This window comes from Actinokineospora xionganensis (genome assembly GCF_014323725.1).
Taxonomy (GTDB): Bacteria; Actinomycetota; Actinomycetes; order Mycobacteriales; family Pseudonocardiaceae; genus Actinokineospora; species Actinokineospora xionganensis.
Map to the genome: position 1 here is coordinate 159,821 of NZ_JABVED010000001.1, position 24,628 is coordinate 184,448.

The 24,628-nt window shown below is 70.7% G+C and carries 31 protein-coding genes; 13 read left to right on the forward strand and 18 right to left on the reverse strand.

Annotated features, from left to right (window positions below):
• The first annotated feature begins 212 nt into the window (after positions 1-212).
• A complete protein-coding gene (locus tag GPZ80_RS00705) occupies positions 213-575 on the forward strand; it encodes a hypothetical protein (RefSeq protein ID WP_187217764.1) in 363 nt (120 codons plus the stop codon).
• 3 nt (positions 576-578) lie between these two features.
• Positions 579-875, forward strand: a complete 297-nt coding sequence (locus GPZ80_RS00710) for a DnaJ domain-containing protein (protein WP_187217765.1) — start codon at positions 579-581, stop codon at positions 873-875.
• 4 nt (positions 876-879) lie between these two features.
• On the opposite strand, the gene GPZ80_RS00715 is transcribed toward GPZ80_RS00710, so the two are convergent.
• Positions 880-1,104 carry an Rv3202a family protein gene (locus tag GPZ80_RS00715; RefSeq protein ID WP_187218333.1) on the reverse strand — a complete coding sequence of 75 codons (225 nt, stop codon included), beginning with the start codon at positions 1,102-1,104 and terminating at the stop codon, positions 880-882.
• A 224-nt stretch (positions 1,105-1,328) separates the two neighbouring features.
• Here GPZ80_RS00715 and GPZ80_RS00720 point away from each other — a divergent pair, with 224 nt between their 5' ends.
• Positions 1,329-1,775 carry an STAS domain-containing protein gene (locus GPZ80_RS00720; protein WP_187217766.1) on the forward strand — a complete coding sequence of 149 codons (447 nt, stop codon included), beginning with the start codon at positions 1,329-1,331 and terminating at the stop codon, positions 1,773-1,775.
• A gap of 79 nt (positions 1,776-1,854) precedes the next feature.
• The gene (locus tag GPZ80_RS00725) at positions 1,855-2,709 is read left to right on the forward strand and encodes an ANTAR domain-containing protein (protein ID WP_376771624.1); all 855 of its coding nucleotides are present in this window, start codon (positions 1,855-1,857) and stop codon (positions 2,707-2,709) included.
• Between the two features lie 6 nt (positions 2,710-2,715).
• On the opposite strand, the gene GPZ80_RS00730 is transcribed toward GPZ80_RS00725, so the two are convergent.
• Together GPZ80_RS00730 and GPZ80_RS00735 are read right to left on the reverse strand one after the other, a co-directional pair.
• Positions 2,716-3,207: a metallophosphoesterase family protein gene (locus tag GPZ80_RS00730; protein WP_187217767.1), complete on the reverse strand. Its 492-nt coding sequence runs from the start codon at positions 3,205-3,207 to the stop codon at positions 2,716-2,718.
• A 25-nt stretch (positions 3,208-3,232) separates the two neighbouring features.
• Positions 3,233-3,613, reverse strand: coding sequence for a DUF6292 family protein (locus tag GPZ80_RS00735; RefSeq protein WP_187217768.1), 381 nt, complete (start codon positions 3,611-3,613; stop codon positions 3,233-3,235).
• A 283-nt stretch (positions 3,614-3,896) separates the two neighbouring features.
• Here GPZ80_RS00735 and GPZ80_RS00740 point away from each other — a divergent pair, with 283 nt between their 5' ends.
• Complete coding sequence (locus GPZ80_RS00740; RefSeq protein WP_187217769.1) at positions 3,897-5,093, forward strand: extracellular catalytic domain type 1 short-chain-length polyhydroxyalkanoate depolymerase; 1,197 nt, start codon at positions 3,897-3,899, stop codon at positions 5,091-5,093.
• A gap of 124 nt (positions 5,094-5,217) precedes the next feature.
• On the opposite strand, the gene GPZ80_RS00745 is transcribed toward GPZ80_RS00740, so the two are convergent.
• The 3 genes from GPZ80_RS00745 to GPZ80_RS00755 form a co-directional block, all read right to left on the reverse strand.
• Positions 5,218-6,249, reverse strand: coding sequence for an alpha/beta hydrolase (locus GPZ80_RS00745; RefSeq protein ID WP_187217770.1), 1,032 nt, complete (start codon positions 6,247-6,249; stop codon positions 5,218-5,220).
• A 66-nt stretch (positions 6,250-6,315) separates the two neighbouring features.
• Positions 6,316-7,035, reverse strand: a complete 720-nt coding sequence (locus tag GPZ80_RS00750; protein ID WP_187217771.1) for a response regulator transcription factor — start codon at positions 7,033-7,035, stop codon at positions 6,316-6,318.
• Positions 6,993-8,189, reverse strand: coding sequence for a sensor histidine kinase (locus GPZ80_RS00755; protein ID WP_222718733.1), 1,197 nt, complete (start codon positions 8,187-8,189; stop codon positions 6,993-6,995). Before GPZ80_RS00755 ends, GPZ80_RS00750 begins: the two co-directional genes overlap by 43 nt.
• Before the next feature lie 158 nt (positions 8,190-8,347).
• Here GPZ80_RS00755 and GPZ80_RS00760 point away from each other — a divergent pair, with 158 nt between their 5' ends.
• Complete coding sequence (locus GPZ80_RS00760) at positions 8,348-8,731, forward strand: hypothetical protein (RefSeq protein WP_187217772.1); 384 nt, start codon at positions 8,348-8,350, stop codon at positions 8,729-8,731.
• A 3-nt stretch (positions 8,732-8,734) separates the two neighbouring features.
• Here GPZ80_RS00760 and GPZ80_RS00765 read toward each other — a convergent pair whose 3' ends face one another.
• On the reverse strand, positions 8,735-9,598 hold the full coding sequence (locus GPZ80_RS00765) for an NmrA/HSCARG family protein (protein ID WP_187217773.1): 864 nt from the start codon (positions 9,596-9,598) through the stop codon (positions 8,735-8,737).
• Between the two features lie 147 nt (positions 9,599-9,745).
• On the opposite strand from GPZ80_RS00765, the gene GPZ80_RS00770 reads away from it, so the two are divergent.
• The 3 genes from GPZ80_RS00770 to GPZ80_RS00780 all read left to right on the forward strand — a co-directional run bounded on the left by GPZ80_RS00770 (position 9,746) and on the right by GPZ80_RS00780 (position 12,208).
• Entirely contained in the window at positions 9,746-10,786 is a 1,041-nt protein-coding gene (locus tag GPZ80_RS00770; RefSeq protein WP_187217774.1) for an isoaspartyl peptidase/L-asparaginase family protein, read from the forward strand.
• 65 nt (positions 10,787-10,851) lie between these two features.
• A complete protein-coding gene (locus GPZ80_RS00775) occupies positions 10,852-11,082 on the forward strand; it encodes a hypothetical protein (RefSeq protein WP_187217775.1) in 231 nt (76 codons plus the stop codon).
• 70 nt (positions 11,083-11,152) lie between these two features.
• On the forward strand, positions 11,153-12,208 hold the full coding sequence (locus tag GPZ80_RS00780; protein ID WP_187217776.1) for an ArsO family NAD(P)H-dependent flavin-containing monooxygenase: 1,056 nt from the start codon (positions 11,153-11,155) through the stop codon (positions 12,206-12,208).
• A 19-nt stretch (positions 12,209-12,227) separates the two neighbouring features.
• Here GPZ80_RS00780 and dgoD read toward each other — a convergent pair whose 3' ends face one another.
• From dgoD to GPZ80_RS00805, 5 genes are read right to left on the reverse strand one after another with little or no spacing between them, the layout of a single operon-like run.
• Entirely contained in the window at positions 12,228-13,373 is a 1,146-nt protein-coding gene (gene dgoD, locus GPZ80_RS00785; RefSeq protein ID WP_187217777.1) for a galactonate dehydratase, read from the reverse strand.
• Entirely contained in the window at positions 13,370-14,122 is a 753-nt protein-coding gene (locus GPZ80_RS00790; protein ID WP_187217778.1) for an SDR family NAD(P)-dependent oxidoreductase, read from the reverse strand. The genes dgoD and GPZ80_RS00790 overlap by 4 nt, the downstream gene beginning before the upstream one ends.
• A gap of 14 nt (positions 14,123-14,136) precedes the next feature.
• Complete coding sequence (locus GPZ80_RS00795) at positions 14,137-15,120, reverse strand: sugar kinase (protein WP_187217779.1); 984 nt, start codon at positions 15,118-15,120, stop codon at positions 14,137-14,139.
• On the reverse strand, positions 15,117-15,731 hold the full coding sequence (locus GPZ80_RS00800; protein WP_187217780.1) for a bifunctional 4-hydroxy-2-oxoglutarate aldolase/2-dehydro-3-deoxy-phosphogluconate aldolase: 615 nt from the start codon (positions 15,729-15,731) through the stop codon (positions 15,117-15,119). The genes GPZ80_RS00795 and GPZ80_RS00800 overlap by 4 nt, the downstream gene beginning before the upstream one ends.
• Complete coding sequence (locus GPZ80_RS00805) at positions 15,731-16,630, reverse strand: SMP-30/gluconolactonase/LRE family protein (RefSeq protein ID WP_187217781.1); 900 nt, start codon at positions 16,628-16,630, stop codon at positions 15,731-15,733. Before GPZ80_RS00805 ends, GPZ80_RS00800 begins: the two co-directional genes overlap by 1 nt.
• 141 nt (positions 16,631-16,771) lie before the next feature.
• Here GPZ80_RS00805 and GPZ80_RS00810 point away from each other — a divergent pair, with 141 nt between their 5' ends.
• Entirely contained in the window at positions 16,772-18,034 is a 1,263-nt protein-coding gene (locus tag GPZ80_RS00810) for an ROK family protein (RefSeq protein ID WP_187217782.1), read from the forward strand.
• Between the two features lie 117 nt (positions 18,035-18,151).
• On the opposite strand, the gene GPZ80_RS00815 is transcribed toward GPZ80_RS00810, so the two are convergent.
• Positions 18,152-18,316: a hypothetical protein gene (locus tag GPZ80_RS00815; protein ID WP_187217783.1), complete on the reverse strand. Its 165-nt coding sequence runs from the start codon at positions 18,314-18,316 to the stop codon at positions 18,152-18,154.
• A gap of 135 nt (positions 18,317-18,451) precedes the next feature.
• Between GPZ80_RS00815 and GPZ80_RS00820 the strand changes: the two genes are divergently transcribed.
• Positions 18,452-18,874 (forward strand): PPOX class F420-dependent oxidoreductase, encoded by a 423-nt coding sequence (locus GPZ80_RS00820; RefSeq protein ID WP_187217784.1) that lies wholly within the window; start codon positions 18,452-18,454, stop codon positions 18,872-18,874.
• A gap of 17 nt (positions 18,875-18,891) precedes the next feature.
• Here GPZ80_RS00820 and GPZ80_RS00825 read toward each other — a convergent pair whose 3' ends face one another.
• Positions 18,892-19,485 (reverse strand): TetR/AcrR family transcriptional regulator, encoded by a 594-nt coding sequence (locus tag GPZ80_RS00825; RefSeq protein WP_187217785.1) that lies wholly within the window; start codon positions 19,483-19,485, stop codon positions 18,892-18,894.
• A 106-nt stretch (positions 19,486-19,591) separates the two neighbouring features.
• Here GPZ80_RS00825 and GPZ80_RS33570 point away from each other — a divergent pair, with 106 nt between their 5' ends.
• Positions 19,592-20,602, forward strand: coding sequence for an NADP-dependent oxidoreductase (locus GPZ80_RS33570; protein WP_312880044.1), 1,011 nt, complete (start codon positions 19,592-19,594; stop codon positions 20,600-20,602).
• Between the two features lie 28 nt (positions 20,603-20,630).
• Positions 20,631-21,788, forward strand: a complete 1,158-nt coding sequence (locus tag GPZ80_RS00835; protein WP_187217786.1) for an acyl-CoA dehydrogenase family protein — start codon at positions 20,631-20,633, stop codon at positions 21,786-21,788.
• 48 nt (positions 21,789-21,836) lie between these two features.
• Here the strand turns inward: GPZ80_RS00835 and GPZ80_RS00840 are convergent, their stop codons facing one another.
• From GPZ80_RS00840 to GPZ80_RS00855, 4 genes are read right to left on the reverse strand one after another with little or no spacing between them, the layout of a single operon-like run.
• The gene (locus GPZ80_RS00840) at positions 21,837-22,247 is read right to left on the reverse strand and encodes a VOC family protein (RefSeq protein ID WP_187217787.1); all 411 of its coding nucleotides are present in this window, start codon (positions 22,245-22,247) and stop codon (positions 21,837-21,839) included.
• Positions 22,244-22,828 (reverse strand): dihydrofolate reductase family protein, encoded by a 585-nt coding sequence (locus GPZ80_RS00845; RefSeq protein ID WP_187217788.1) that lies wholly within the window; start codon positions 22,826-22,828, stop codon positions 22,244-22,246. Before GPZ80_RS00845 ends, GPZ80_RS00840 begins: the two co-directional genes overlap by 4 nt.
• Before the next feature lie 46 nt (positions 22,829-22,874).
• Complete coding sequence (locus tag GPZ80_RS00850; RefSeq protein WP_187217789.1) at positions 22,875-23,573, reverse strand: hypothetical protein; 699 nt, start codon at positions 23,571-23,573, stop codon at positions 22,875-22,877.
• A 48-nt stretch (positions 23,574-23,621) separates the two neighbouring features.
• Positions 23,622-24,242 carry an antibiotic biosynthesis monooxygenase gene (locus GPZ80_RS00855; RefSeq protein WP_187217790.1) on the reverse strand — a complete coding sequence of 207 codons (621 nt, stop codon included), beginning with the start codon at positions 24,240-24,242 and terminating at the stop codon, positions 23,622-23,624.
• Between the last annotated feature and the right edge of the window lie 386 nt (positions 24,243-24,628).

A 24,628-nucleotide genomic window follows, 5' to 3' on the forward strand; every position in this document is an offset into this window, starting at 1 on the left:
CCCGCTCCACGGCCCCCGCACGCGAACCCACGCCGTCTCACCCCTGTTCGCAAGGTCGCCGGGACCGCCGTCGAGCGTGCCGCTCGGTGGGTGCGTCAGCGCTCACCTCCGGTCGGGTGCGCGAGACCGTCGACCCCGGCTGCCACGTCACAGCGGCCGGGGTCGACGGCGCTCAGCCGCGCCAGTCCCGTCCGTGACGTCCGGAGGTCATCATGGTCCGCACCCGGCAGGCCAGTGCCGCCCTGGCGGCCGCCGCCGACGGCATCGCCGCGGCCGTGCGCGCGCACCGCGCGGCCGACCACGACGAACTGCGCGAGAGCGGCTGGCAGCTCACCCGACTCACCGGCGGCCTGACCGACATCGCCGCTCTCCTCGCCACGGAACTGGCCCACCACGACCGCCACCGACTGCTGCGCGGACACGATGGCGCCGATCCGGGGCCCGCGCTGGCGACCGCTTCCCGTGAGCTGACCGAACTGCGCCAGGCGCTCGCCGCGGCCGAGCGGGCCGCCCGCGGGTACTACACCGCACTGAGCGGGCTCACCGTCGACGTGGACCTCTCGGTCACCGGGTGAGCCATGGCCCGCCGCGACCACGACCCCTACGCCGTGCTCGGCGTCGACCGCGACACCGGGCACGCCGAGGTCGCCGCCGCCTACCGGGCGCTTGTGCGGGAACTGCACCCCGACAATCAGCACCCCAGCGACCCGGAGCGGCTTGAGGAAGTCGTCGCCGCCTACCGAACCCTGCGGGCCCGCGGACGAGCCGACGACACCCCGGGCACCCGCGTGCGGGTCCACGTCCGCCGCGGGGCGCCGAGCCCGGAGCCCGCACTGCGGGCCGGGCCCGTGCGGCGCCACGGTCGACCGGGGTGACGGGTCAGCGCAGGCCCTCAGCCTGATCGCCGTCGTCGAGCGGGACGACGCGGTGCTGGTCGGCGACGTCGGCCGGGTCCGCCTCCTGCCAGATCTCGCCTACCGGCTCGAGGTCGTTCTCCTCGTCCGGGTCGACCGGTGTCTTCTGGGCGACCACGTCGCCCTCCGGCACCTCCGTCGTCCCGCGCGGGGCCGGTCGAGGGTCGTTCTCCTCCGACGGCAGCCTCATGGGTGGACACTCCCTCCATCTCGGGGTCGTCGGGCCCCAGTCTTCCCCGGCATCGGCGGGTCGGCACGACCGGCGAGTCGGTTGCCCGGCCGCGGCACCGTCGAATAGCCTGGCGGCACGGTTGAACCCAAGCCGCCCAGAATCATCACGCCCTCGTTCGCCCCGGTGGGACGAGCAGGCCCGGTGGCTGTGTGTGGTTCCCGTCGGGCCGGTCTGGAGACTCCATGGTTGACATCGTCGACCCTCGCGGTGCCGCGCGCCCGAACACCGAGGGAACAAGACCGCTGACCGTCTCGGTCACGCTGCGCCGCGGCGACCTGGTCGTGCTGACCGCTCGCGGCGAGATCGATCTCTACACCGCGCCGATCCTGCGCCAGGCGATGGCGCAGGCGGAGGAGGCCCGGATGGTGCTGGACCTGGCCGCGATCGAGTTCTGCGGGGTGGCGGGCGCCCGCGTGCTGCAAGAGGGCGCGGACCGGGCGCGGGCCCAGGGCGGGCGGCTGAGCCTGGTCGCGGCAGGCGTCGCGGTGCGCAGGCTGCTCCGGCTCACAGGGCTTGACCGGCGCATCCCCACATATCCGGACCTGACGACGGCGCTGTTCGTCGAACGTCCGGGACTGGCACCGACCGGCCCCGAAGAGGATGCTGGAGAGTCCCGAGTCCCGTCCTGACCCTGCGCGCTCCGTACCCGATCCGGCACCAATCCATGCTCTGAATCCGGCGCTGGAGTGGCGAAACCCAAGGTGACAAGTGACCATCCAGCAGCCCTACGAGCTCGACGACGACAGCGACCCCTCGGACGAGGGGATCTGGGCCGAGGACAAGGCGCAGTTCGTCTCGTTGGCGGACAAGCCCGCCGACGCCGTCCTCGACGCGGAACTGGGCCCGCTCTCGCGGGAGTTCGCCCGCCTGGCGAATACGCTGCTCTCCGCGCCCACCGTCGCCGAGGTGCTCGAACAGGTGGTGTGGGCGGCGCGGCGGGTGATTCCCGGCGCCGACCTCGTGTCGGTCACGCTGCGGGGGCCCGACGGGTCGTTCCACACCCCGGTCGAGACGGACCCGGTCGCGGCCAAGCTCGACCAGCTGCAGTACGACACCGGTGAGGGGCCATGTGTGACGGCCGCGAGCGCGTCGGCCCCCGGCTACGTGCGCAGCGACGACCTCGCGCGCGAGCCGCAGTGGCCGACGTTCGGCCCGGCCGCCGCCGCGTGCGGGTACAGCGCCATGCTCGCCGGCGCCCTGGTGCCCGATTGCCTGCCGCCGCGGCTTTCCGGCGCTCTCAACATCTACGCCCGCGAACCGGGCACGCTCGACGCCCAGGCGCAAGAGACCGCGCTCCTGCTGGCCATCCACGCGTCCCTGGCGCTCGCGACCACGAAGGCCGTCACCCAGGCGGAGCTGCGTGAGGCGCACCTGCGGCGGGCGATCGAGAGCCGCGACGTGATCGGACAGGCGAAGGGCATCCTCATGCACCGCAGGGGAATCCGCGCCGACGAGGCCTTCGACCTGCTGCGCCGCACGTCCCAGGAGCTCAACATCAAACTCGCCGACCTCGCCAGGACACTGGCGGACAGGCACGGGGAACTGGACGAGTCCGCGGGCTGACAGAGCTCAGGTCACCTCGATGAGGCGGGCCTCGACCAGCGTCCCGTCCTCGATGAGCAGCGTTCCCATCGTCGCGTGCGGCTGCCGCCTGCGGTCGGTCGGCGAACCCGGGTTGAAGATCCGCAGGCCCGCGCCCACCACGTCCATCGGGATGTGCGAATGGCCGAAGACGACCAGGTCGGCGTCCGGGAAGCGGCGGCGCAGCCGGGCGGGGCGGCCGTCGGCCTTGCCGCTGTCGTGGATCATCGCCACCCGCAGGCCGGCCAGGTCGAGCTCGACGGTCTCCGGGGCGCCCCACGCGGCGACGTCGGGGCCGTCGTTGTTGCCCAGCACGACGTGGACCGGGGCGAACGCGGAAAGCTCATCGAGCACCGCCGCGGTGCACACGTCGCCCGCGTGCAGGATCAGGTCGGCGCCACGCAGGTGCTTGGCGACCTCGGCGGGGCACCCTTTCCAGTGACGGGGTGCGTGGGTGTCGGACAGAACGGCGACGAGCACGCTCTCATCCTGCCCAGGTGGCGGGTCAGGCGCTGCGCGTGGTCGACGTGAGGCCTGTTCGGCCGAACGCGATCAGCTGTCCCGCCAAGTCGTCGTCGGCGTCGGCACTGCGCAGCCGGACCGGGCGGATCGAGCCCACGGAGATCCCCTGGAACAGGCGGGCCACCCAGCCGGCCACGAGGGCGGGCGGCGGCAGCACGTGGTGCCCCAGATAGGCGACCACGATCAGGTCTGCCCCACTGTGCGTCTCCACGGCCGCCGCCCAGCCGCGCTCCTCGTCCCACAGCAACGCCACGTCACGGTCCGGAAACCGGGTCAGTCGGCCGTCGAGGGCCAGATACAGGCTCGCGGGGTGCTCCGACTGCAGGTAGGAGGAGTTGCCGCTGAGCCCCAGTGCTTCGGTCACCCGTCGCGCGTACTCGCGCAAACCACGTGCCAACGCATCATCGAGGTCCGCTTCCATCGTCACCATCCGCGTCCGTCGGGTCTGTCGCCGCCGGCTGTTCGACGTACCCGGGGAATACCCCGGACGGGTGCCCGCAAACCATTCGGGTGGTGTGGCGGTCACCGCGAGGTGTCGCTCACCGACATCCAGCCGACAGGGAAAGTGGTGTGCCGGACCAGAGCCGGCTGGGTGGCCGCGTTCCTAGCATCGAGGCAAAGATCGCCCTCAGCGTGGAGGTCGCCCCATGACCACAAGCCGATCCGTCTGCCCGCCCGCCGCGATGCTCGCCGCGGCGTTGGCCGTCCTGATCGTCGCCGCCCTGTCCCTGGTGGCCCGCCCGAAACCAGCCGAGGCCGCGACCCTGCAGGAAGTGACCGGCTTCGGCACCAACCCGGGCAACCTGCGGATGTTCCGCCACGTGCCCACGGACCTACCCGCCGGGCGTCCACTCGTCGTCGCCCTCCACGGCTGCACCCAGAACGCGGCGGGCTACGGCCCTGGTTCGGGCTGGATCCAGCTCGCCGACCAGTGGAAGTTCTCCGTGCTGATCCCCGAGCAGAAGCAGGCGAACAACGCCAACTCGTGCTTCAACTGGTTCGAACCCGGCGACACCCGTCGAGACTCCGGCGAAGCGCTCTCCCTCAAACAGATGGTCGACCGGATGCGGCAGGACCTCGGTTCGACGTCGGCGCACGTGAGCGGGCTGTCCGCGGGCGGGGCGATGGCGGCCGTCATGCTCGCGACCTACCCGGAGGTGTTCGCCGGTGGGGGAGTGGTCGCGGGGCTGCCCTTCGGTTGCGCCACAACGGTCGCGTCGGCCTACAACTGCATGAATCCGGGGGTGAATCTCACTCCCGCGCAGTGGGGTGACAAGGTTCGGGCCGCGACGGCCTATTCGAGTGAGCGAGCGAAAGTGTCCATCTGGCACGGTAGTGCGGATGGGACGGTGCGGCCGATGAACGGGGTGGAGCTGGTTGAGCAGTGGACGAATGTTGTTGGCACTGACCAGGTTCCTGAGGTTCGCGACATGGTTGCGGGGTATCCGCATCGGGTCTATGGCGGGATGGTGGAGATTTACGACGTGACGGGGATGGGCCACGGTCACCCCGTGGACCCCGGGTCCGGCGACACGCACTGCGGAACCGCTGGGTCCTACATGCTTGACGTGAACATCTGCGCGTCCTACCACATGGCGCGCTTCTGGGGTCTGGTATCGAATTCTCCGACTCCGACATCCACTCCGACTCCTGCTCCGACTTCGACATCCACTCCTCCCTACGCTGAGGTGGTCAATGGCACGGCCACTGACCACTATGTCGCGGGGCGGGTGAATGTCAGCGAGTACAACGTGCTTGGTGCTCGGTATGGGTACAACACGGTGTTCGCGCTTTATCGGTGTGGGTCGGGGTGGACTGACAAGTCGGACTGTTCGCCGATCTGAGCCGGCTGCTTGGCCACCTCGGGCCGTGGGCGTCTGTTTGGGTGATTCGCCTTGCGTACGGCGCTCATCCGGTCTCTTGGTCGCCCGTCGCCCGCCTTGCGGTCTTAAGTGGATGGTTGGCGGGTCAGGAGATGCGTTCGGTCAGCCAGGCCAGGGCCAGGGGGTAGCGGTATTCGATCGCGCCGTGTTTGCCTGGGAACAGTTCCAGCCGCACCACGTCGTCGGCGACGCCTGCTGCCGCAAGGGCCCGGCGGAAGGCCACCGCGCCGAAGTCCAGGTAGTACTCGTCCTGCTCGCCCGCGTCGATCCAGATCGCTTTGAGCGAGCGCAGTGCGTCGGCGAACTCCGGACGGGCGGCCATGCGGACCGGGTCCCGGCGCAGCCAGCGTTCCCACACCTCGGGGACGGTCACACCGAGGTCGTCGAACGGGAGTCGCACGGTTCCGTCCTCGTCGGCGGAGTAGCAGGCGGCGTAGCCGTACACCTCGATGAGCCCGAAGTCGGTGTCCTTCGTGCCCACGACCCGCCCGCTGCGGAAGTCGGCCAGGAAGTTGTCGTAGGAGCCGTCGTAGTTGTCGCGGAGCAGGCGGGCGACCTTCGGGAAATCGGTTTGGTAGGCGGCTTCGAACAGCGCGTCGCCCGCGTGGGTGGCGAGTGCGCCGAAGACGTCGGGGCGGAGCATCGGGGTGATCATGGCGCCGTAGCCGCCGCTGGACTTGCCGGTGATCGCCCGGTGGGCCGCGCCCGGCATGGTCCGGTAGTGCTCGTCGACCCACGGCACGACCTCGTCGCACAGGTACGAGTGGTATTTGCCGGTGCCGGGGGAGTCGAGGAACTGGCTGCCGCCGACCGACGTCCACGCGTCGACGTAGACCACGATCGCAGGCGGCGCCTCACCCCGGGCGAAGACGCCGTCGGCCAACTCGACGAACGGCTGGCGCCAAGGGGTGCGGTTGCGCCACATCGCGAGGTGTCCGGTGAATCCCTGGATCACGTAGACCGTGGGGTAGCGCCGCTGATCGTCGTCGTAGCCGGGTGGCACGTACACCCATAGCGGCCGCTCGTGCGGGTCGCCGAGCGGGTTGCCGCGCAGCAGGTCGCTGGCGAACACGTGCTCGTCGATCCGTCCGGCGAACTCGGCCGTCCACGGCAGCATGCGGGATCTCCTTTGATCAGGGTGTTCCATCGAATTCTTCCTTGCGGCGCAAGCGGATTGCCCGGGTCACCGCGGAGAGGGCTCACCCGGCACGACCACACCCCGGTCGAAGGCGTAGACGATCGCGGCGGCCCGGTCGCGCAGGCCGAGCTTGCCGAAGATGTGCCCGATGTGGCTCTTCACCGTGACCTCGGAGATGCCGAGCCGCTGCGCGATCTCCGTGTTCGACCAGCCCCGGCCCAGTTGGCTCAGGACGTCGAACTCGCGCGCCGTCAGCCGATCGCGGACGGCCGAGCCGTCGGCCGGGCCGGGCGGGACGCCACGGTACGCGGTCAGGACACGGCCGGTCACCGCCGGGTCGAGGCACGCCCCGCCCGCGGCGACCGCCCGCACGGCGTTGATCAGTTCCTCGGCGGGGGAGTCCTTCAAGATGAACCCCGCCGCACCCGCCCGCAGCGCGCCGGAGAGCAGTTCGTCGTCGTCGAAGGTGGTCAGCACCAGCACCGGTGGGGCCTGCTCGCGCTGACGCAACCGCCGCGTTGCCTCGATGCCGTCCACGCGCTTCATCCGCAGGTCCATGACCACGACATCAGGGGTGGTCGCGGCCAGCGCGGCGGGCACCTGGTCCCCGTCGGAGCACTCGCCCGCGATCACGAAGCCGTCCTTGCGCCGCAGGATCCGGCGCAGACCGGAGCGCACCAGTTCCTGGTCGTCGACCAGCAGCACGCGGACCTCGTCGACGGTCACGGCGCCTCCTGGATGCGGCGGCGCAGCCCGCACGACCATCCCGGACTTTCGGTGTCCAGCGGGACCTCCGCGTGGACCAGCCATCCCCGCGGCCCCGGACCCGCGCGCAGGCTCCCGCCGAGCAGGTCGGCCCGCCTGCGCATGCCCTCCACCCCCGAACCCGGCTCGGTCGAGGCCGGAGGCCCGACGGGCGTGTCGTTGAGCACCGACAGCGTGACCCGGTCCGCGCCGATGTCGAGATCGACCTCGGCGGTCGCGTCCGGAGTGTGCTTGGCGACGTTGGCCAGGGACTCCTGGGTGATCCGGTACAGGCCGAGTCCCACCGACGGCGGCACATCCGCCCCCTGCCCGCGCACCCGGTAGTCGACCAGCAGTCCCGCGCGCCGGAAGTCGTCGACGAGGTCGCCGAGATCGTCGACGCCCGGTTCGGGCCGGGTGCCCGCAGGCCCAGCCGCGAGCAGGCCGACGGTGCGCCGGATGTCAGCCATGGCCTGGCGGCCCTGGCGTTCGGCGTCGGTCAGCGCGGCCACCGCCTCGTCGAGGTCCTCGTCCTGCTGCAGCGCGCGCCGCGCGGCGGTCAGGTGCAGCAGAGTCACGCTCAACGAGTGCGCGATGACGTCGTGGACCTCCCGGGCGATCCGCTGCCGCTCACCGGTCGCGGCCTGCTCGGCCCGGGTCGCCTGGGCGGCGCGCTCCTGTTGCAGCAGCCGCAACTGGGTGAGGACCACGAACCCGACCGTCCAGCCGATCACGATGGCGGTGGCGTACAGCGGCGCACCCACCAATCGCCCGGCGGCCGCGGGCACGACGAGCGCGCCCAGCATGCACACCGCGGCGGCCAGGCTGACCGGCAGCGTCGCGGTCGCCGCGACCTCCGCGGCCAGGATGACCAGGATGAACGGCGCGAAGTCCGACTCGACCGGCTCGACGAGCAGCAGCGACGCGCCCGCGATGGCGAGCAGCGCCATCAGCGGCCGCGGCATCTTGCCGCCGGTCACCAGGTCGAAGAGCACCGGGGAGACCGCGATCAGCGCCCACACCAGCGCCCACCGCGGCGGGACGACGGCGTCGCGCTGCACGACCGCCGCGGCGGCGGCGGCCAGCGCGCCCACGGACACGGTCAGCGCCATCCAGAGCGGGTAGCCGAACCCGCTCCTGGCCACCCGTGCCCGCATCCGGTCGACAAGCGTCACGGCCCCAGATTACGGCGGAGACCGGCCCGCCACATCGTTCCCGGGACGGGGACGATCTCCGCCCACGGGTGGAGACGAAGTCCCGTCCCCGGCATGGCGACGGCGGGCTGTTCCGGCTCCTAGTGTCGAGCTGTCAGCCGGATCCCTGGAGGTGGACGATGTCGTGGGCGGAGACGCACGCACGCAAGGCCGTTCTCGACGCCGTGCTCCGGCGGGCCCGGCGCGATCCGACCGCTCCGCTGGTGTTCGACGACATCCCCGACGCCCGGCGGCTCTTCGGCACCGCCGACGGGGTCCTGCTGGCTTTGCAGCAACGCTGGACCACCACGCTGGCGGCCAGGCTCGACCAGGCGATCGAGACCGACAGCGACCCACACGAGGCCCGAGCCCGGCTCGCCGCCGAACAGCCCACGCTGAGAGCAGTCCTCGACGCGGGCGCGACACGATCGTCGGCGCTGCGCGACACCCAGCGCGGGGAACGGCGAATGGTCGTCTCCAGCACGAACTCCGCGGCGAACCGGCCGACCGCGGGTCGTTGCTGACCGCTAGCGCCGCGCGGGCCGCTGTCGGACGAGCCACTCCCGCACGGTCGCCGCCGACGGCAGGATCTCCAGCGTGGACGCCGTTTCCAGGGCGATGTCCGCGGTGCGCAGCCACCGCCACATGCGGGTCAGGTCCGGGCCGACGAAGCGTTCGAAGAGCCACACCGGCATTGGGAACCACTTCGGCGGCTTGCCCATCACCTCGCGCCAGATCTCGCGGCATTCCGTCATCGACCGGACGTCGGCGGCCAGGGGGATGTCGGCGCCGAGGAACCGGTCCGGGTCGGCGAAGACCCGGGCGGCGATGGCGCCGAGGTCGTCGACGCTGATCCACACCACCGGCCGGTCGGCGCCCATCAGCTTCGGCATGAGGTGCCACGCCGAAACCGGCGGGAAGTACCCCTTGTCGGTCATCAGCTCCATGAACGCCATCGGCCGCAACTCGGTGACGGGAAGACCGAGTTCCCGCATATACGCGCGCACGGCGAGCTTCGAGTCCCACGAGCCGACACCGGTCTCGTATCCGGTCCCGGCCGAGCCGTGCACCAGGTGCCCGACACCTGCCGCCTTGGCCGCGTCCGCGACGTTCTTTCCCTGCCGCACCTCGGCTTCGAGCCCGCTGATCATGAAGTTCTGCACGCTGTACACCCCGTAGGCGCCTTCGATGGCGGGGGAGAGGGTGTCGGGGTCGTCCATGTCGGCTTTGACCACATCGGCGCCCGCCTCGACGAGCGCGCGGGCCTTGGCGCTGTTCGGGTCGCGGGTGAGCGCCCGGACCCTCCAGCCGTCAGCCAGGAGGTGTCGCGCGACCGCGCCGCCCTGGCGGCCGGTCGCTCCAGTCACGGCGATGACACGGTCCGTAGCCATCAGCGTCCCCTGATCCGGTGAGCGTCCGTCCAATGTAGCCACAAGAGGGTGAGGAGAACAGGTGCCTGCCCCCGAACGGATCTTGCGCCGACCTCCCGGGATCGCCAGGGTGGGAAGAACTTTCCGGTCCGACGAGGAGGTCGGTAGATGTCGACGCAACTGCCCCGCCGCACAGTGATCACCGCGGCGGCGCTGAGCCCCGCGCTCGCGGTCGGCGTGCCCGCCGCCGCACAGGCCGCGCCGGGTGGCTCGGTGATCCGTGACGTCGTGCTGGCCGTACACGGCGGGGCGGGCTCGCTGCCGCGGGGCGCCCTCACGCCGGTCCAGGAGAAGGCCTACCGCGACGCCATCGAGAAGGCGCTGCGGACCGGGGCGGGGCTGCTCGCCGCGGGCGCCCCCGCGCTCGACGCGGTGGAGGCGGCCGTGCGGGTGCTCGAAGACGACCCGAACTTCAACGCGGGCAAGGGAGCGGTGTTCAACACCGACGCCGAACACGAACTCGACGCCTCGATCATGAACGGCAAGGACCTGCGGTCCGGGGCGGTCGCCGGCGTGCACAACACGCGCAACCCGATCTCGCTGGCGCGCATGGTGATGGAGCGTTCCCGACACGTGCTCATGGCGGGCAAGGGCGCCGACGTCTTCGCCTTACAGAACGGTCTCGCGTACACCACCCAGGACTACTTCTTCACCCAGCGGCGGTGGGACGCACTGCTCACCGCGAAGAACCCGCCATCCGTGCCGCCGAGTGTCACCGAGGGGCAGACCGTGGGCGCGGTCGCCGTCGACAAACAGAACGACGTCGCCGCCGCCACCTCGACCGGCGGCCTGACCAACAAGCTGGTTGGGCGCGTCGGCGACTCACCGGTCATCGGCGCGGGGACCTACGCCAACAGCCGCACGGTCGCGGTGTCGTGCACCGGCACGGGTGAGGTGTTCATCCGCGGCGTCGCCGCCTACGACATCTCGGCGCTGATGGAGTACACCGGGGCCGCCGTGCAGGACGCCGCAGCGAAGGTCATCACCCAGAAGATCCCCGCGCTCGGCGCGACCGGCGGGGCCATCGCCCTCGACCCCCGGGGGCGTCTCGCCACACCGCACAGCACGCTGGGGATCATCAACGGCTACATCACCCGCGACGGCTCCGTCGTCACGCGCCTCTACAACGACGAGACCCCGCCGCACTGACCGTGTTTCCTCCTCGACCGGCCGGGTAACCGAAAACCGGCAACCCGAACAACCGAGGAGGAGCTGTGTCGATCAGCGAGGCAGGCGAAGTGACCGGAACGAAGGACAAGGACTACAACATCATCTGGTTCGTCGAGTCCTGCCTGAGCAACGCCCTGCGCATGGAGACCTACATCCGGGACGCCGAGGAAGCGGGCGACTCGGAACTCGCGGAGTTCTTCCGCCGGGCGCAGGGTGAGAGCCGCAAGGGCGCCGAGCAGGGCAAGGCGCTGCTCACCGCGCGACTGGGCAAGTAAGCCCGTTCGCTGCCGGGTGTCGCCATCGGCCAGACTGCTCTGGTGACACGAACACCCCACGGCCACCACCGTGGCTGAACACTCCCCCGCCGTGGTGATCGGCGCAGGTCAGGCCGGTCTCGCGGCGGGTTTCCACCTGCGCCGCGCGGGCGTCGACTTCGTCATCCTCGATGCCCAGACCGAGCCCGGTGGCGCCTGGACCCGCGGCTGGGACTCGCTGCGGCTGTTCTCGCCCGCGCGGCACAGCTCACTGCCGGGCAGGCCGATGCCACCGTTTCGCGCCGACGGCGGCTACCCGACGGCCGGGCATGTCGTGGACTATCTGGCCGACTACGAGAAGCGCTACGACCTGCCGGTCATCCGCCCCGCGCGCGTGCATGAAGTCCGCCCCGACGGCGACCGCCTGCGCGTGGTCTCCGACGCCGGCGAGTGGTCCGCGCGGTTCGTGGTCAGTGCCACCGGCACGTGGTGGCGCCCGTTCGTCCCGGCGATCCCGGGCGCCTTCGGCGGACGGCAGCTGCACACCGCCGGCTACCGTGGGCAGGCAGAGTTCGCAGGCACCCGGGTGGTCGTCGTGGGTGGCGGGAACTCCGGAGCCCAGATCGCCGCCGACCTGACCGCCGCCGCCGACGTCCTCTGGGTGACCCGCCGCCCACCGCGCTACCTGCCCGACCACATCGACGGCCGCGCCCTGTTCGACGTGGCGACCCGCCGCAAGCAGGCCTTGGACGAGGGCGAGGCCGACGACGCGGGCGTGGCGGGCCTCGGCGACATCGTCGCGGTGCCAGCGGTGCGACAGGCCCGCGGCCACGGCCTGCTCACCGCCCGGCCGATGTTCGCCCGGCTCGACCAGGCCGGCCCGGTCTGGGCGGACGGCACCCAAGAGGCGGTGGACGCGATCATCTGGTGCACCGGCTTCCGTCCGGCGCTGAGCCACCTCACCCCGCTGCGGCTGCGCACCGAGAACGGCCACATCGCCACCGTGGGAACCCGCGCCGTCGACGAACCACGCCTGCACCTGCTCGGCTACGGCGACTGGACCGGTCCCGCGTCCGCGACCCTCATCGGTGTCGGCCCCACCGCCCGTGCCGCTGCCCGGGAGATCGCCGACGCACTCGGGGCGTGATCACCACATGACCCCTCCTTCACCATTCGGTGAGGGAGCCGTCGTCGCGGCGCCAGATGGGATTGCGCCAGCGGTGGCCGGTCTCGGCGGCCTTCGCCACCGCGTGCTCGTCTACCTCGATGCCGAGTCCGGGGGCGGTGAGCAAGGCGACGTGGCCGTCGGCGTAGTCGAACACGCCGGGGTCGACCAGGTAGTCGAGCAGGTCGGAACCCTCGTTGTAGTGGATGCCCAGACTTTGCTCCTGGATAAGGAGGTTCGGCGTGGCGAACCCGACCTGCAGGCACGCGGCGAGCGCGATCGGCCCAAGTGGACAATGCGGGGCGAGCGACACGTCGTGGGCCTCGGCCATCGCGGCGATGCGGCGGACCTCCGAGATGCCGCCCGCGTGGGACAGGTCCGGCTGGGCCACGGCGATGCCCTGCGCCAGCACGGGCTTGAAGTCCCAGCGGGAGTACAGTCGTTCCCCGGTGGCGATCGCAATGCTGGTCGAGCGGACGATGTCGCCGATGTGCTCGCTCATCTCCGGCACGACCGGTTCCTCGACGAACATCGGCAGCAGCGGTTCGAGCAGTGGCAGCACCCGCCGGGCCATGGGGACTGTCAGCCTCCCGTGGAAGTCGACCGCGATGTCGAACTCGTCGCCCACCGCGGCGCGCACGGCCGCCAGCCGGTCGACGATGCCCTGCACCGCCTTCGGGGTGTCGAGCAGCCGCAGTTCGGCCGAGGCGTTCATCTTGATCGCGGTGAAGCCCTGCTCCTTGCGCTGCAGCGCGGCTTCGGCGACGTCGCCGGGCCGGTCGCCGCCGATCCAGCTGTACATCCGGATCCGGTCGCGCACCCGGCCGCCGAGCAGCTGCCACACCGGCACACCGAGCGCTTTGCCGGTGATGTCCCACAGCGCCTGGTCGATGCCCGCGACCGCGCTGGAGAGAATCGGCCCGCCGCGGTAGAAGCCGCCCTTGGTGAGCACCTGCCAGTGGTCCTCGATCCGCAGCGGGTCTTGGCCGATCAGGTAGTCCGACAGTTCGTCGACGGCGGCGGCGACGGTGTGCGCCCGACCTTCGATGACCGGTTCGCCCCAGCCGGTGATCCCCTCGTCGGTCTCGACTTTGAGGAAGCACCACCGGGGCGCCACCAGGTAGGTGGTCAGGGACGTGATCTTCACAGGGACTCCTTCTTGACGCTCCAGCCGCCGTCGACGACCAGGCTGGCTCCGGTGATGTAGGCGGCCTCGGGGGAGGCCAGGAAGGCGGCCGCGGCGGCGACCTCCTCGGGCAGACCAAGCCTGCCCAGCGCGGTCGCGCCCGCCGACAGCTCGCGCCCCGCCTTGTCGACGTCGCGCCACGACTCGGTGAGGATGGGTCCGGGCTGCACCGAGTTGACCCGCACATGCGGGCCGTACTCGACCGCGAGTTGGCGGACGAGCGCGCTCAGCCCGCCCTTCGCCGCCGCGTACGCCGGGTAGCCGGGAAGACCGAACGCCGCGTGCACGCTGGACGTGGCCACGACACAGCCGCGCCGCGCGCGCAGGTCATCGATGAACGTGCGGGCCGCGAGGTAGAGGGCCCTGAGGTTGACCGACAGCTCGTGGTCCCACGCGGCCACCGGCAGCTCGTGCGCCGGCCTGCTGAGGTGGATGAACGCGTTGCTGTGCAGGATGTCCACTGGTCCGAACAGCTCATGGGACCGGTCCCGCAGCACCGCCCAGTCGTCCTCGGAGGACACATCACAGTGGACGTACGCCGCCCGGTCGCCCTCCGCGCGGATCTTCTCGGCCACGTGTTCGCCCGCATCGTCGGCGATGTCGGCGACGACCACGGCCGCGCCTTCGGCGGCGAACCGGATCGCGCTCGCCGCGCCGATGCCGGAGGCCGCACCGGTGACCACCGCGACCTTCCCGTGGAATCGTTTCATGGGTTCATATCCCTTCATCGGCTGACATCGGCCCCGTCGAGCAGCCGCAGGTCGCCCTGGCTGGGCAGGCCCTCCCAGTCGCCCGCCGCGGACACCGCGAACGCCCCGCAGGTCGCCGCCAGCCGCAGGCAGCGCGCGGCGTCGGACCCGTCAAGGGTGCCCGCGAGGTAGCCCGCCACGAACGCGTCGCCTGCCCCGATCGGGTCGACACAGGTGACCGGAAATGCTTGCTGCACAAGGATTTCACCGACGGTGTGGACGAGTGCGCCCTGGTCTCCGAGCTTCAGCACGGCCACGGCTGGGCCGAGCGCGCTCAGCGCCCGCGCCATCCCTCCGGGCTCGTCCTCGCCGACGATCAGCGACGCTTCCTCGGGTCCGGCGAAGACGAGGTCGGCTTGCGGCACCAGCGATCCGAGCACCACCGAAGCGGCCGCCCGCGACCACAGCAGCGCCCGGTAGTTGAGGTCGATCGACACGGCGGTCCCGGCCGCTTTCGCCACCCGAACCGCCTCGCGGACGGCGGCGAGCGCGGTGTCGCCGAGCGCGGGAGTGATCCCGGTGAGGTGCAGGACGCGCGCCGCCGCGATGACCTCGGCGTCGATGTCGGCGGGGGAGAGGTGGGAGCCTGCGAGATCGCGCCGGTAGTAGGCGACCCGGGTGCGGTCGGCGGTGCGCCGCTCGCGCAACATCAGCCCGGTCGGCACGCCGGGCTCAACCCGTGCGCCGGAGATGTCGACCCCCTCGCCACGCAGTCCACTGAGGACCATCGAGCCGACGGCGTCGTCACCGACCCGCCCAACCCACGCGACGCGGTGCCCGAGTCTGCTGACCCCGATGGCGACCGTGGCCTCGGCACCCGCGAACGACAGCCGGGCACCCCCGCCCACGGCGAGCGGACCCGCTTCGGTGCAGGCCACGACCCCCATCGCCTCGCCGAGCGTGACCAGTGCGGGCTTGCGTGCCCGACCGTCCGTCAGCGGGCCGCCGGCCGCGGTCATCGCCGAATCCGATCGATCAGCGCGGTGGCGCGGGTGCGCAGCGCGCCGAGATCGCCGGTTTCGCAGGCGTCGCCGACCAGTGGGGCGCCGATGCCGACCGCGCGGGCGCCCGCGTCGAGGTAGGCGGCGGCGTCGTCGAGGCCGATGCCGCCGGTCGGGACCAGTTCGACGTCGGGCAGCGGTGCCCGGATCGCCTTGAGGTGCGCGACACCGCCGGTCGCGGCCGGGAACAGCTTGACCAGACCCGCCCCGGCCTGCCAGGCGGTGAGCACCTCGGTCGGGGTGTACGCGCCGGGCAACACGGGCACGCCGAGCACGCGGGCCTCGGCGATGACGTCGAGGCAGACGGCGGGGGAGATGAGGTAGCCCGCGCCCGCCTCGACCGCGCGCCGCGCTTCGTGGCGGGTGGTCACCGTGCCCGCGCCCAGCGCCATCCCGTCCGCCGCGAAGCCCGCCAGCGCCTCGTACACGCCGGGCGTGGTCAGGGTGAACTCCGCCGCGCGGATTCCGGCCTCTCGCAGGGTTTCGGCTACGGCGACGAGGTGCTTCGCCGAGCTCGCCCGCAGGATGGCGATCACCGGCGTGAGGTCGAGGGCGGTGTCCAGTCGCATCAGGTGCTCCAACTCGGTGGGGTGTCGTCGAACGGTGTCGCGGGCAGCCCGATGGCGCCGGGTCTGCAGACGAAGAGCCGCCCGGCATCCGGTTCGCCCGCCAGGTCGTCGGCGGAGCGTCCTTCGCCTGCCGTGGTGATCACCAGGACATCCAGATCGGGTCCGGCGAACGTGCAGCTCGACACGTGCGCGGCCGGGACCGGCACGGTCATGTGCGGGGAACCGTCCGGGTGGTAGGAGCGGACCTGCCCAGCACCCCAGACGGCGATCCAGACCCGGCCCGCCGCGTCCACGGTCAGGCCGTCGGGCTCGCCGTCGGCGAACTCGGCGAACGTCCTCCTGCCGCTGAGGTCGCCGGTCTCCAGGTCGTAGTCGAAGACGTCGACCCGCTTGGTCGCGCTGTCGGCGTAATAGAGCAGCCGTCCGTCGGGACTCCAGCCCAGGCCGTTGGAGATCGTCACCGGGTCGAGCAGCGTCCGGACTCTGCCCGCGTGGTCGAGGCTGACCAGCGCGCCCGCGTCGGGCCGGGCGTCGAAGGCCATCGTCCCGGCCAGCAGCCTGCCGCGCGGGTCGCACTTGGCGTCGTTCATCCGTCGGGCGACGCCGTCGTTCGGGAGGTCCAGTGCGGCGAACTCACCGTTGCCGGGCACTGATCGGAACCCTGTTCCGGCCGCGGCCAGCAGGCCACCGGACTCGCGGGGCACCACGGCTCCGACGGCCTGGCCCAGGCTGACCGTGTCCACCAGACGCAGGTCCGGGACCCCCGGCCGTGGGACGAACTCGGCGGTGTGGATCAGCCCGGGAAGGATGTCCACCCAGGTCAGCACCTGTTCGCGGGCGTCCCAGACTGGGCCTTCGGTGAGGTTCCCCGGTGGTGGCGCACACGGCATGACGTGCATCGCGGCTTCTCCCTCGCTTGGTTCGAGGCGAAACGCTAAGACTTCGTCTAACCGTTGTAAATACCCTCGGCCAATATTTACAACGGTTGGAAGAACCGGTAGAACTAGCCGCGACCAGGTTCCTTGCCGAGAGGCGTCGACATGATCAAGCGGTCCGCGCGCGACATCCGCAGGCGCAACCGGTTCGACGCGCTGCGCTGCGTCTATGCCGCGCCAGGCCCGGTGAGCAGGCAGGACATCGCGACCGCGACCGGGCTGTCGTTCGCGACCGTGGCGAACCTGACCGCGGAACTGCTCGACGCGGGGGTGCTGCTGGAGGCGGGCCAGGAGAACACCGGCGCTGGCAGGCCCCGTTCCACGCTCGCGGTCAACCCCCGCCGTGGCGCGCTGGTGGGCGTCGACATCTCCGAGACGTTCATCCACGTCGAGCTCTTCGACCTGTCGATGACCACGCGGCACGAACTGCGCCACCCGCTGCCCGAGCGGGACAGCAAGCCGGACGACGTGATCGAGCACCTGGTGGGTCTGGTCTCACGGCTCCTGAAGGCCGCGGACGTGCCCAGCGACCAGGTGCTCGGGATCGGGGTCAGCGTGCCCGGGCAGGTCGAGCCCGAGGGCGGGGTGTCGGTGTTCTCGCCCTACTGGGCGTGGCACGACGTTCCGCTGCGCGCGATGCTGGCCGAGCGGCTGAACCTGCCGGTGTTCCTCGACAACCCGCTCAAGGCGGCCACGGTCGCCGAGATGTGGTTCGGCGCCGGTCGCGGGGTGGACGACCTCGTCGTGATCACCTTGCGTACCGGCGTCGGCGCGGGCATCGCGGTAGACGGCTCCCTGCTACGAGGCGTGACGAACAGCGCGGGTGAGTGGGGCCACACGTGCCTCGTGCTCGACGGCAGGCCCTGCCGGTGTGGCAGCGCCGGGTGCGTCGAGACGTACGTCGGCGCCCCGGGAATCATGCGCACGCTGGCCGAGGCCGACCCCGGCAGCACCCTGCTCGATCCCGACGATCAGGCGGCGACCATCGAGGCCGTCGCCCGCGCCGCCGACGACGAGGACGAGGTCGCGCTGGCGGTGATCGCGAAGACCGGCCGCTACCTGGGCGCCGCCGTGGCCAACCTGATCAACATGGTCAACCCGCAGGTCCTGGTCCTGAGCGACTGGGTGGCCGCGAAGCTCGGCGAGCGACTCCTGCGTGTGACCCGCGAAATCGCCGCCGACCACGCCCTGGCCGAGCCCTTCCGCGCGGTCGACCTGCGGCTTTGCTCCCTGCCACACAACCCGGTGAGTCTGGGAGCGGCCACTTTCGCGCTCGAAGGATTCCTCAACGACCACGAGATCTTCGGCTCGGTAGCCTCCCGTCGCCCAGTGACGATGAGCGCGGCCAAGACGACTGGGCTTGCCTGATCGGCTCTGTCTTTGGCCTTCGGTGGGGGTGGGTGCGGCCGGGGCGCTGGTCTTGTCCGGTCGGCTCGACTCGGTCTCGGGTGGGGACGGCTGGGCGGGCTGGTTCGAGACCCGGCGTCAGCCTCGTTGCGGGTCGACCGTCGCGCGTCGGCTGTCGAGGATGGTGACCTCCTCCCCATCTGGCCCGGTCTCGGTGTGGCCGCCGTCGTCGGTGGTGATGTTGGGGAAGCCGCCGCCCTGGCCGTCGCCGAGGATGATGATGTGTCCGTTGTTGTCACTCACTGCTTCTCCTTGGTCGACTCCGATACTTCGAAGCTATCGACGTCGCCTTCCCCGAAGGTGAACGCTGTCGTCACCGAAACGGGTGAAACCTCGTGCCACGGAAATACGGCGGCCGCCCGCGCGGTTGGCGTGATCATGGTTGAGGACGCGTTGTACGAGCTGCTCCAGTCGCGCCCGTTCGGGGTGCTGGTCACCCTCAAGCGCGACGGCAGGCCGCAGCTTTCGAATGTGCTGCACTACTTCGACCGCGGCGAGGGCGTCATCCGCGTCTCCGTCACCGACGGCCGGGCGAAGACCGCCAACCTGCGCCGCGACCCTCGGGCCACTTACCACGTCAGCAGCGAGGACGGCTGGAGCTACGCGGTGGCCGAGGCGACGGCTGATCTCTCCGACGTCACCAGCCACCCGCACGACGACACCGCCGATGAACTGGTGCAGCTCTACCGAAACCTGCGCGGCGAACATCCCGACTGGGATGAGTACCGCGCCGCGATGGTCGCTGAGGGCAGGCTTGTCCTGCGCCTGCAGGTGGATCGCGTCTACGGCATGGCAGGCTGACGGCGGAGATCCTGCTCCTACCGGGCGAGGCCGAGTAGTGCGGAGTGGACCTCGCGCAGTCTGCCGATCTCGTGGCGCATGCCCGCGGGGGAGTCGTCGTGGACGAACGCCTCGCCCAGCCGGACCATCGCGTACGCCAGCGTCGTGATCTCGATCGGCGGGCGGAAATCGTCCTCGGCGGCCACGCGTTCGAGGTAAGCCGCCGCGATGCGCACGACGCCTGGGTGCACGAGGCCGGAACTCGACGTCATGACCTGCAACCCGGTCGGTTCCGCCGCAAGGAAAGCGCGCAGCGGCGGGCTGTCGATCAGCCAGCGGTTGACCGTGTCCAGGCTGTCGAGGACCCGCGCGGCGCCGCGGCTGGACGTGTTCGCGTCGGCCCGGTCGAACAATGCCGCCATCTCGCCCAGGATCACCTCGGCGAGCAGACCCTCGCGTGAGCCGAACCACCGGTACATCGTCGCCCGCGAGGCCCCGAACTCCGCGGCGATCGCGCGCACCTCGATTCGGCGTCCCTCGATGAACGCCCGGCGGGCCGCCGCGAGCACCTCGTCCCGGGTCGCGGCGGCCGGCCTGCCCACCGGCCTGCGGGGTTCCCTGGTGATACTCACAGCGAAGGAATATAGTGCATCTTGAGGAAGATGTCTGTAATTCGTCCGGGGCGGTCGGCGGCACCATGGTCGACAGGGGCCTGAACAGCGATAACGGGAGATTTCAGTGCCAACGACCAACCGTCAGATCCGTCTCGCCGCGCGCCCGGTCGGGCTGCCCGATGAGAGTTCGTGGCAGCTCACCGAGGAGCCCGTGGGCACGCCCGGCGCGGGCGAGGTGCTCGTGCGGACCCTGTGCCTGTCGCTGGACCCGGCGATGCGCGGATGGATGAACGACGTCCGCTCCTACATCCCGCCGGTCGGCATCGGCGAGGTCATGCGCGCGGCGGGTGTCGGCCGCGTCGTCGCCTCCGGTGACGAGCGGTTCGCCGAAGGCGCCTACATCTCCGGCGCTGTGGGCGTGCAGGAGTACGCCGTCCTGCGCGGCGACGACCTGCTGCCGGTCGACCTCGACGTCGCCCCGCCCGCCCGCTGGCTCGGCGCCCTGGGCATGTCCGGCATGACCGCCTACTTCGGACTCCTCGACGTCGGCGCGCCCAAGGAGGGCGACGTGGTTGTCGTGTCCGGCGCCGCGGGTGCCACCGGGTCGCTGGTCGGCCAGATCGCGAAACTCAAGGGCTGCAAGGTGATCGGCATCGCGGGCGGCGCGGACAAGTGCCGCTGGCTGGTCGACGAACTCGGCTTCGACGCGGCGATCGACTACAAGTCCGACGACCTGAAGGCGGCCCTGAAGGAGCACGCGCCCAAGGGCGTGGATGTGTACTTCGACAACGTGGGCGGCGAGATGCTCGACACCGTGCTGGCCCGCCTCGCCCGCGGTGCCCGGGTGGTCATCTGCGGCGCGATCTCGCAGTACAACGCGACCGAGTCGGTGCACGGCCCGAAGAACTACATGCAATTGCTCGTCGCGCGCGCCCGGATGGAGGGGTTCGTGGTCTTCGACTACGCGAACCGCTTCCGCGAAGCCGCCAAGGAACTCGCGGGCTGGATCGCCGAGGGCAAGCTCGTCGCCCGCGAGGACATCGTCGATGGCGGTGTCGACGCCTTCCCCGCGACCCTGAACAAGCTGTTCGGCGGGGAGAACACGGGCAAACTCATCCTGCGCCTGGCCGACTGACCATCCTCCCGAGACTTAAGGAAAACCCATGCGCCGCACCGTTTTCACCGAAGACCACGAGGCATTCCGGCAGACTGTCCGCGCCTTCATCGAAGCCGAGGTGGTTCCCGGCTACGACGAGTGGCTCGCCGCGGGCATCGTCCCGCGCGACCTGTACCTGAAGCTCGGCGCGCTGGGCGTCTTCGGCATCGAGGTGCCCGAGGAGTTCGGTGGGGCGGGGGAGGAGTCCTTCAAGTACGAGGCCGTCATCGCCGAGGAACTCACCCGCGCCGGGGTGAGCTTCGGCGGCAGCAGCGTCCACGTCGCGCTGTGCCTGCCATACCTGCTCGCCTACGGCACCGAGGAGCAGAAGCGCCGCTGGCTGCCCGACTTCGTCTCCGGCGAGACGATGTTCGCCATCGCCATGACCGAGCCCGGCACCGGCTCGGACCTCGCGGGGATGCGCACCACCGCCAAGCTCTCCGCGGACGGCACGCACTACATCCTCAACGGCGCCAAGACGTTCATCACCGGCGGCGTGCACGCCGACCGCGTCATCGTGTGCGCCCGCACCGCTTCGCCCGCGGAGAACGACCGCCGCTTCGGCATCTCGCTGCTGGTGGTCGACACCAAGTCCGAGGGCTACGCGGTGGGCCGCAAGCTCGACAAGCTGGGCCTGCGGGTCTCCGACACCGCGGAACTCTCCTTCACCGACGTGCGTGTCCCGGTGGAAGACCTGCTGGGCGAGGAGAATCAGGGCTTCTCCTACCTGGGCCAGAACCTGCCCCGCGAGCGGCTCAGCATCGCCTTCGCCGCGTACGCCCAGGCCAAGGCCGCCGTGCGGTTCGCCCAGGACTACGTCAGCCAGCGGGAGGTTTTCGGCAAGCCGGTCGCGGCCTTCCAGAACACCAAGTTCGAATTGGCGGCGTGCAAGTCCGAGGTCGACGCCCTCGAAGCGGTCGTCGACCGAGCCTTGGAAGCCCACGACGACGGCGACCTCACCGCCGCCGATGCCGCGTCGGTCAAGCTCTTCGCCACCGAGGCGGCGAGCCGGGTGATCGACCGGTGCCTGCAGCTGCACGGCGGCTACGGCTACATCAACGAGTACCCGATCACCAGGCTGTACGCGGACAACCGGGTCAACCGCATCTTCGGCGGCACCAGCGAGGTCATGAAGACGATCATCGCCAAGGACATGGGCCTGTGACGGCCGGAGGCGGTGGGTTTGGCCCCACCGCCTCCATTGCGTGCTGCCTCAGGCGAAAGTGGCCGCGGTGATGCCGTCGGGAAGCGTCGGCGGCCACTGCACCAACTCGACCCGGTAGCCGTCCGGGTCGGTGAGCCACGACGTCTTCGGGCCGTCAGGGCCGCCCGGGTGCTCGAGCGGTCCTGGCTCCAGGCCCGCTTCGGTCAGCCGCTGCAGGGTGTCGGCCAGGTTGTCCACCTGGATGGCGAGGTGGTCGAAACCGCTGCCCACGTCGACGGGCCCGTCGCCTGGACGGTGGACCAGTTCGAACGTGGCCGCCGGTTCTTCGGGGAACTTGAGGAGCACCAGGCAGCTGTCGTCGCCCGGGACCCTTCCCAGCTCGACGTAGCCCAGGGCGGTGTAGAACTCGAGTGAGCGGTCAAGGTCGGTGACGCGGAACGCGACGAGGATCGTCTTCATCCGGCCTCGCCCGGGCGGCGCACGCGGTAGCGCAGGTGCGTGACGTCGCGATCCTCGAGCCTGCGGACGAGGTCGAGTTCGATGTGGTCGCCGCCGAGGTTGTCGAACAGCCTGCGGCCCTCCCCGAGGAGGACCTGGACCAAGTGGATCTCCATCTCGTCCATCAGCCCGGCGCGGAGCAGCGCCTGCGCCGCGCCCGCACCGTGGACCATCACCGGACGGTCCCCGGAGGCCGTGCGCGCCTGGCGGGCGCACTCCTCGACGTCGGTGACGAAATGGGTGTTGTCCGACACCACGTCATCCTCGTCGAACTGGTGGGTGAGGACGTAGATCGGCACCCCGTCGTGGTGGTCGCCCTGCCAGCGCCCGGCGAGTTCGAAAGTGCGGCGCCCGGAGATGATCGCGCCGGTGGCCATCGCTTCGCGGTAGACCTGCCCGCTCGGGCCGTCGGAGTTCCGGTCGTCGAGCCAGTTGAACAGCCGCCCGCCGTCGCGCCCGAGCTCCTGGCCCGGGCTGTCGTCCGGGCCGGTGATGAAGCCGTCGAGCGACATCGACATGTACAGCCGTATCGGATTGTTCATCGTGCCCCCAGCACTTGAGTGACATTTCGGGGGACAGTTTGCCCGATCAAGCCGCGGGATACCCGATCTCCTGGATGTCCTCGGCGAGATCATCCAGCGTGAGGTCGCTGTTCAACGCCCTGACCACCTCGGCGGTCAGCGGCAGCATCGCGAAGATGTGGCGGACGGCCGCCAGGTCGACCGGCCTGTCGTAATAGTCCGCGGCCCACTCCCGATACGACTCGGCCGAGCGGTCGGCGAGCAGACGGAACAGGGAGGCCGCGCCATCCGGATCCGCCACGTACTCGTCGGGTTCGACGCCCTCATCGGACTCGGGGAACTCGATCGTCCCCGCTCGCCACCGGTCGTCGCCGCTCTCCCGCCACAGGCAGGCGGTGACGACCGGAATGCCCTCCTCGTCGGAGAACGCCGGTTCCTCGACCTGCGGCCGGAACGCCTCCGGGACGTCGTCGAGCACGCCCGGCCACACCGTGTCCGCATCGTCTGCTTCATAGGGGCTCATGGGTGACTCGTGCGCGAACCCGCGGATGTACGCGCCCGCGGGGCAAAAGACGACCGCGTACTCGTCGCCCGAGCCGTCGCGCATGAGCGCGGTCTCCTCGGTCTCGGACCACGTGGAATCGAAGGAGTGGTAGCGCTCGGTCCCTTCCGGATCGAGTATCGCCTCGACCATGGCCATGGCGCGGCAGTGGTCGAGGAGGACGGGGATCTCGGGCAGCTGCTTGGCGGTGTCATGAACGGTCACCCGCTCATCCAAGCAACCGCCCGTCCGGCCGGGGCATGGACCCTTTGCTCAGGCCATTTCCGGCACCCGCAGGTGGGCCAGGGCCAGCTCGAACTCGACGACGTCGAGGATGTCGACGCCGGCCTCCTCGCCGCTCCCCGTGCGCAGGGTGTCCGCGTGGGTGCGGGCGCGTTCCATGGCCTCGGGGCTGTCGTAGGTGACCGAGGAGACCGCGACGCCGGACTCCCGGTCCATGAGGAGGCTGGCGCTGCAGAAACCGTCGAACTCCTCCATTGCGGGCAGGGCCGTCATCTTGTAGGTCTGGACGGCCTGGTCGGCTTTGTCGGCGTCGAACCGCATCCAGGTGGCGCGGACACACGCGCCCGGACGTGAGGTGTGGTCGCGGTGCAGGACGGCGATCTCCCACTCGTCGACCTGGGGACGGGCCCCGAGCATCTCAGCTGTCTGTTCTCGCAGCCGGCGGAGCTTCGGCTCACTGGCCCGCATCGTCTCCTCGGTCTCCCACGCCGTGGTCGCGATGCAGCGACCGGATTGCCGGTCGGCCAGCAGGGAGATGCCGACGAACCCCTCCATGTCGCGCAGTGTGGGCATGACCTGGTCACGGATGTTGGCGATGCCCGCGTCGATGTTCTCCGGGCGGCCCTGGACTGTGGTTGATCGTGCGAACACGGTCGTTCCTTCCGGCCGGGGCAGCGCCCCGATGGCGCCACCGGTCGGCTCTCACTGTCGTCCGCCACGCCTGATCCGGCAATCTGAGATGGTTTTCACCTAATTATATTTATTAAGTATCGACTATCAAGATATCCGTTAAAGCTGGTAGGGGGGTGGGGGTCGGGCGGGATGGAAACGGGAAAAGCGCCAGGATGGGGAGGGGAGGCGGTGCATCGGGTGGCGGTCTGGTTGCCCGGGCCGGTCGCGGCCTCGCCCAAGTCCCAGCCTGTCGGCTCGGCCGGGCTCACGCCGACATCGACGACGTCGCGCACCGCCTGACTTCGGCCACGGACCGGCCATGGGACACCTGGCGGGTCAGCCCGCCACGGCAGGGTCGGTCGACC

Bases quoted from the DNA above. Each gene is read 5' to 3' on its own strand.
- GPZ80_RS00705 (WP_187217764.1), top strand. From the start codon at position 213: ATGGTCCGCACCCGGCAGGCCAGTGCCGCCCTGGCGGCCGCCGCCGAC.
- GPZ80_RS00710 (WP_187217765.1), top strand. From the start codon at position 579: ATGGCCCGCCGCGACCACGACCCCTACGCCGTGCTCGGCGTCGACCGC.
- GPZ80_RS00715 (WP_187218333.1), bottom strand. From the start codon at position 1,104: ATGAGGCTGCCGTCGGAGGAGAACGACCCTCGACCGGCCCCGCGCGGG.
- GPZ80_RS00720 (WP_187217766.1), top strand. From the start codon at position 1,329: ATGGTTGACATCGTCGACCCTCGCGGTGCCGCGCGCCCGAACACCGAG.
- GPZ80_RS00740 (WP_187217769.1), top strand. From the start codon at position 3,897: ATGACCACAAGCCGATCCGTCTGCCCGCCCGCCGCGATGCTCGCCGCG.
- GPZ80_RS00745 (WP_187217770.1), bottom strand. From the start codon at position 6,249: ATGCTGCCGTGGACGGCCGAGTTCGCCGGACGGATCGACGAGCACGTG.
- GPZ80_RS00750 (WP_187217771.1), bottom strand. From the start codon at position 7,035: ATGGTCGTGCGGGCTGCGCCGCCGCATCCAGGAGGCGCCGTGACCGTC.
- GPZ80_RS00760 (WP_187217772.1), top strand. From the start codon at position 8,348: ATGTCGTGGGCGGAGACGCACGCACGCAAGGCCGTTCTCGACGCCGTG.
- GPZ80_RS00765 (WP_187217773.1), bottom strand. From the start codon at position 9,598: ATGGCTACGGACCGTGTCATCGCCGTGACTGGAGCGACCGGCCGCCAG.
- GPZ80_RS00770 (WP_187217774.1), top strand. From the start codon at position 9,746: ATGTCGACGCAACTGCCCCGCCGCACAGTGATCACCGCGGCGGCGCTG.
- GPZ80_RS00790 (WP_187217778.1), bottom strand. From the start codon at position 14,122: ATGAAACGATTCCACGGGAAGGTCGCGGTGGTCACCGGTGCGGCCTCC.
- GPZ80_RS00795 (WP_187217779.1), bottom strand. From the start codon at position 15,120: ATGACCGCGGCCGGCGGCCCGCTGACGGACGGTCGGGCACGCAAGCCC.
- GPZ80_RS00800 (WP_187217780.1), bottom strand. From the start codon at position 15,731: ATGCGACTGGACACCGCCCTCGACCTCACGCCGGTGATCGCCATCCTG.
- GPZ80_RS00805 (WP_187217781.1), bottom strand. From the start codon at position 16,630: ATGCACGTCATGCCGTGTGCGCCACCACCGGGGAACCTCACCGAAGGC.
- GPZ80_RS00810 (WP_187217782.1), top strand. From the start codon at position 16,772: ATGATCAAGCGGTCCGCGCGCGACATCCGCAGGCGCAACCGGTTCGAC.
- GPZ80_RS00820 (WP_187217784.1), top strand. From the start codon at position 18,452: ATGGTTGAGGACGCGTTGTACGAGCTGCTCCAGTCGCGCCCGTTCGGG.
- GPZ80_RS00835 (WP_187217786.1), top strand. From the start codon at position 20,631: ATGCGCCGCACCGTTTTCACCGAAGACCACGAGGCATTCCGGCAGACT.
- GPZ80_RS00840 (WP_187217787.1), bottom strand. From the start codon at position 22,247: ATGAAGACGATCCTCGTCGCGTTCCGCGTCACCGACCTTGACCGCTCA.
- GPZ80_RS00845 (WP_187217788.1), bottom strand. From the start codon at position 22,828: ATGAACAATCCGATACGGCTGTACATGTCGATGTCGCTCGACGGCTTC.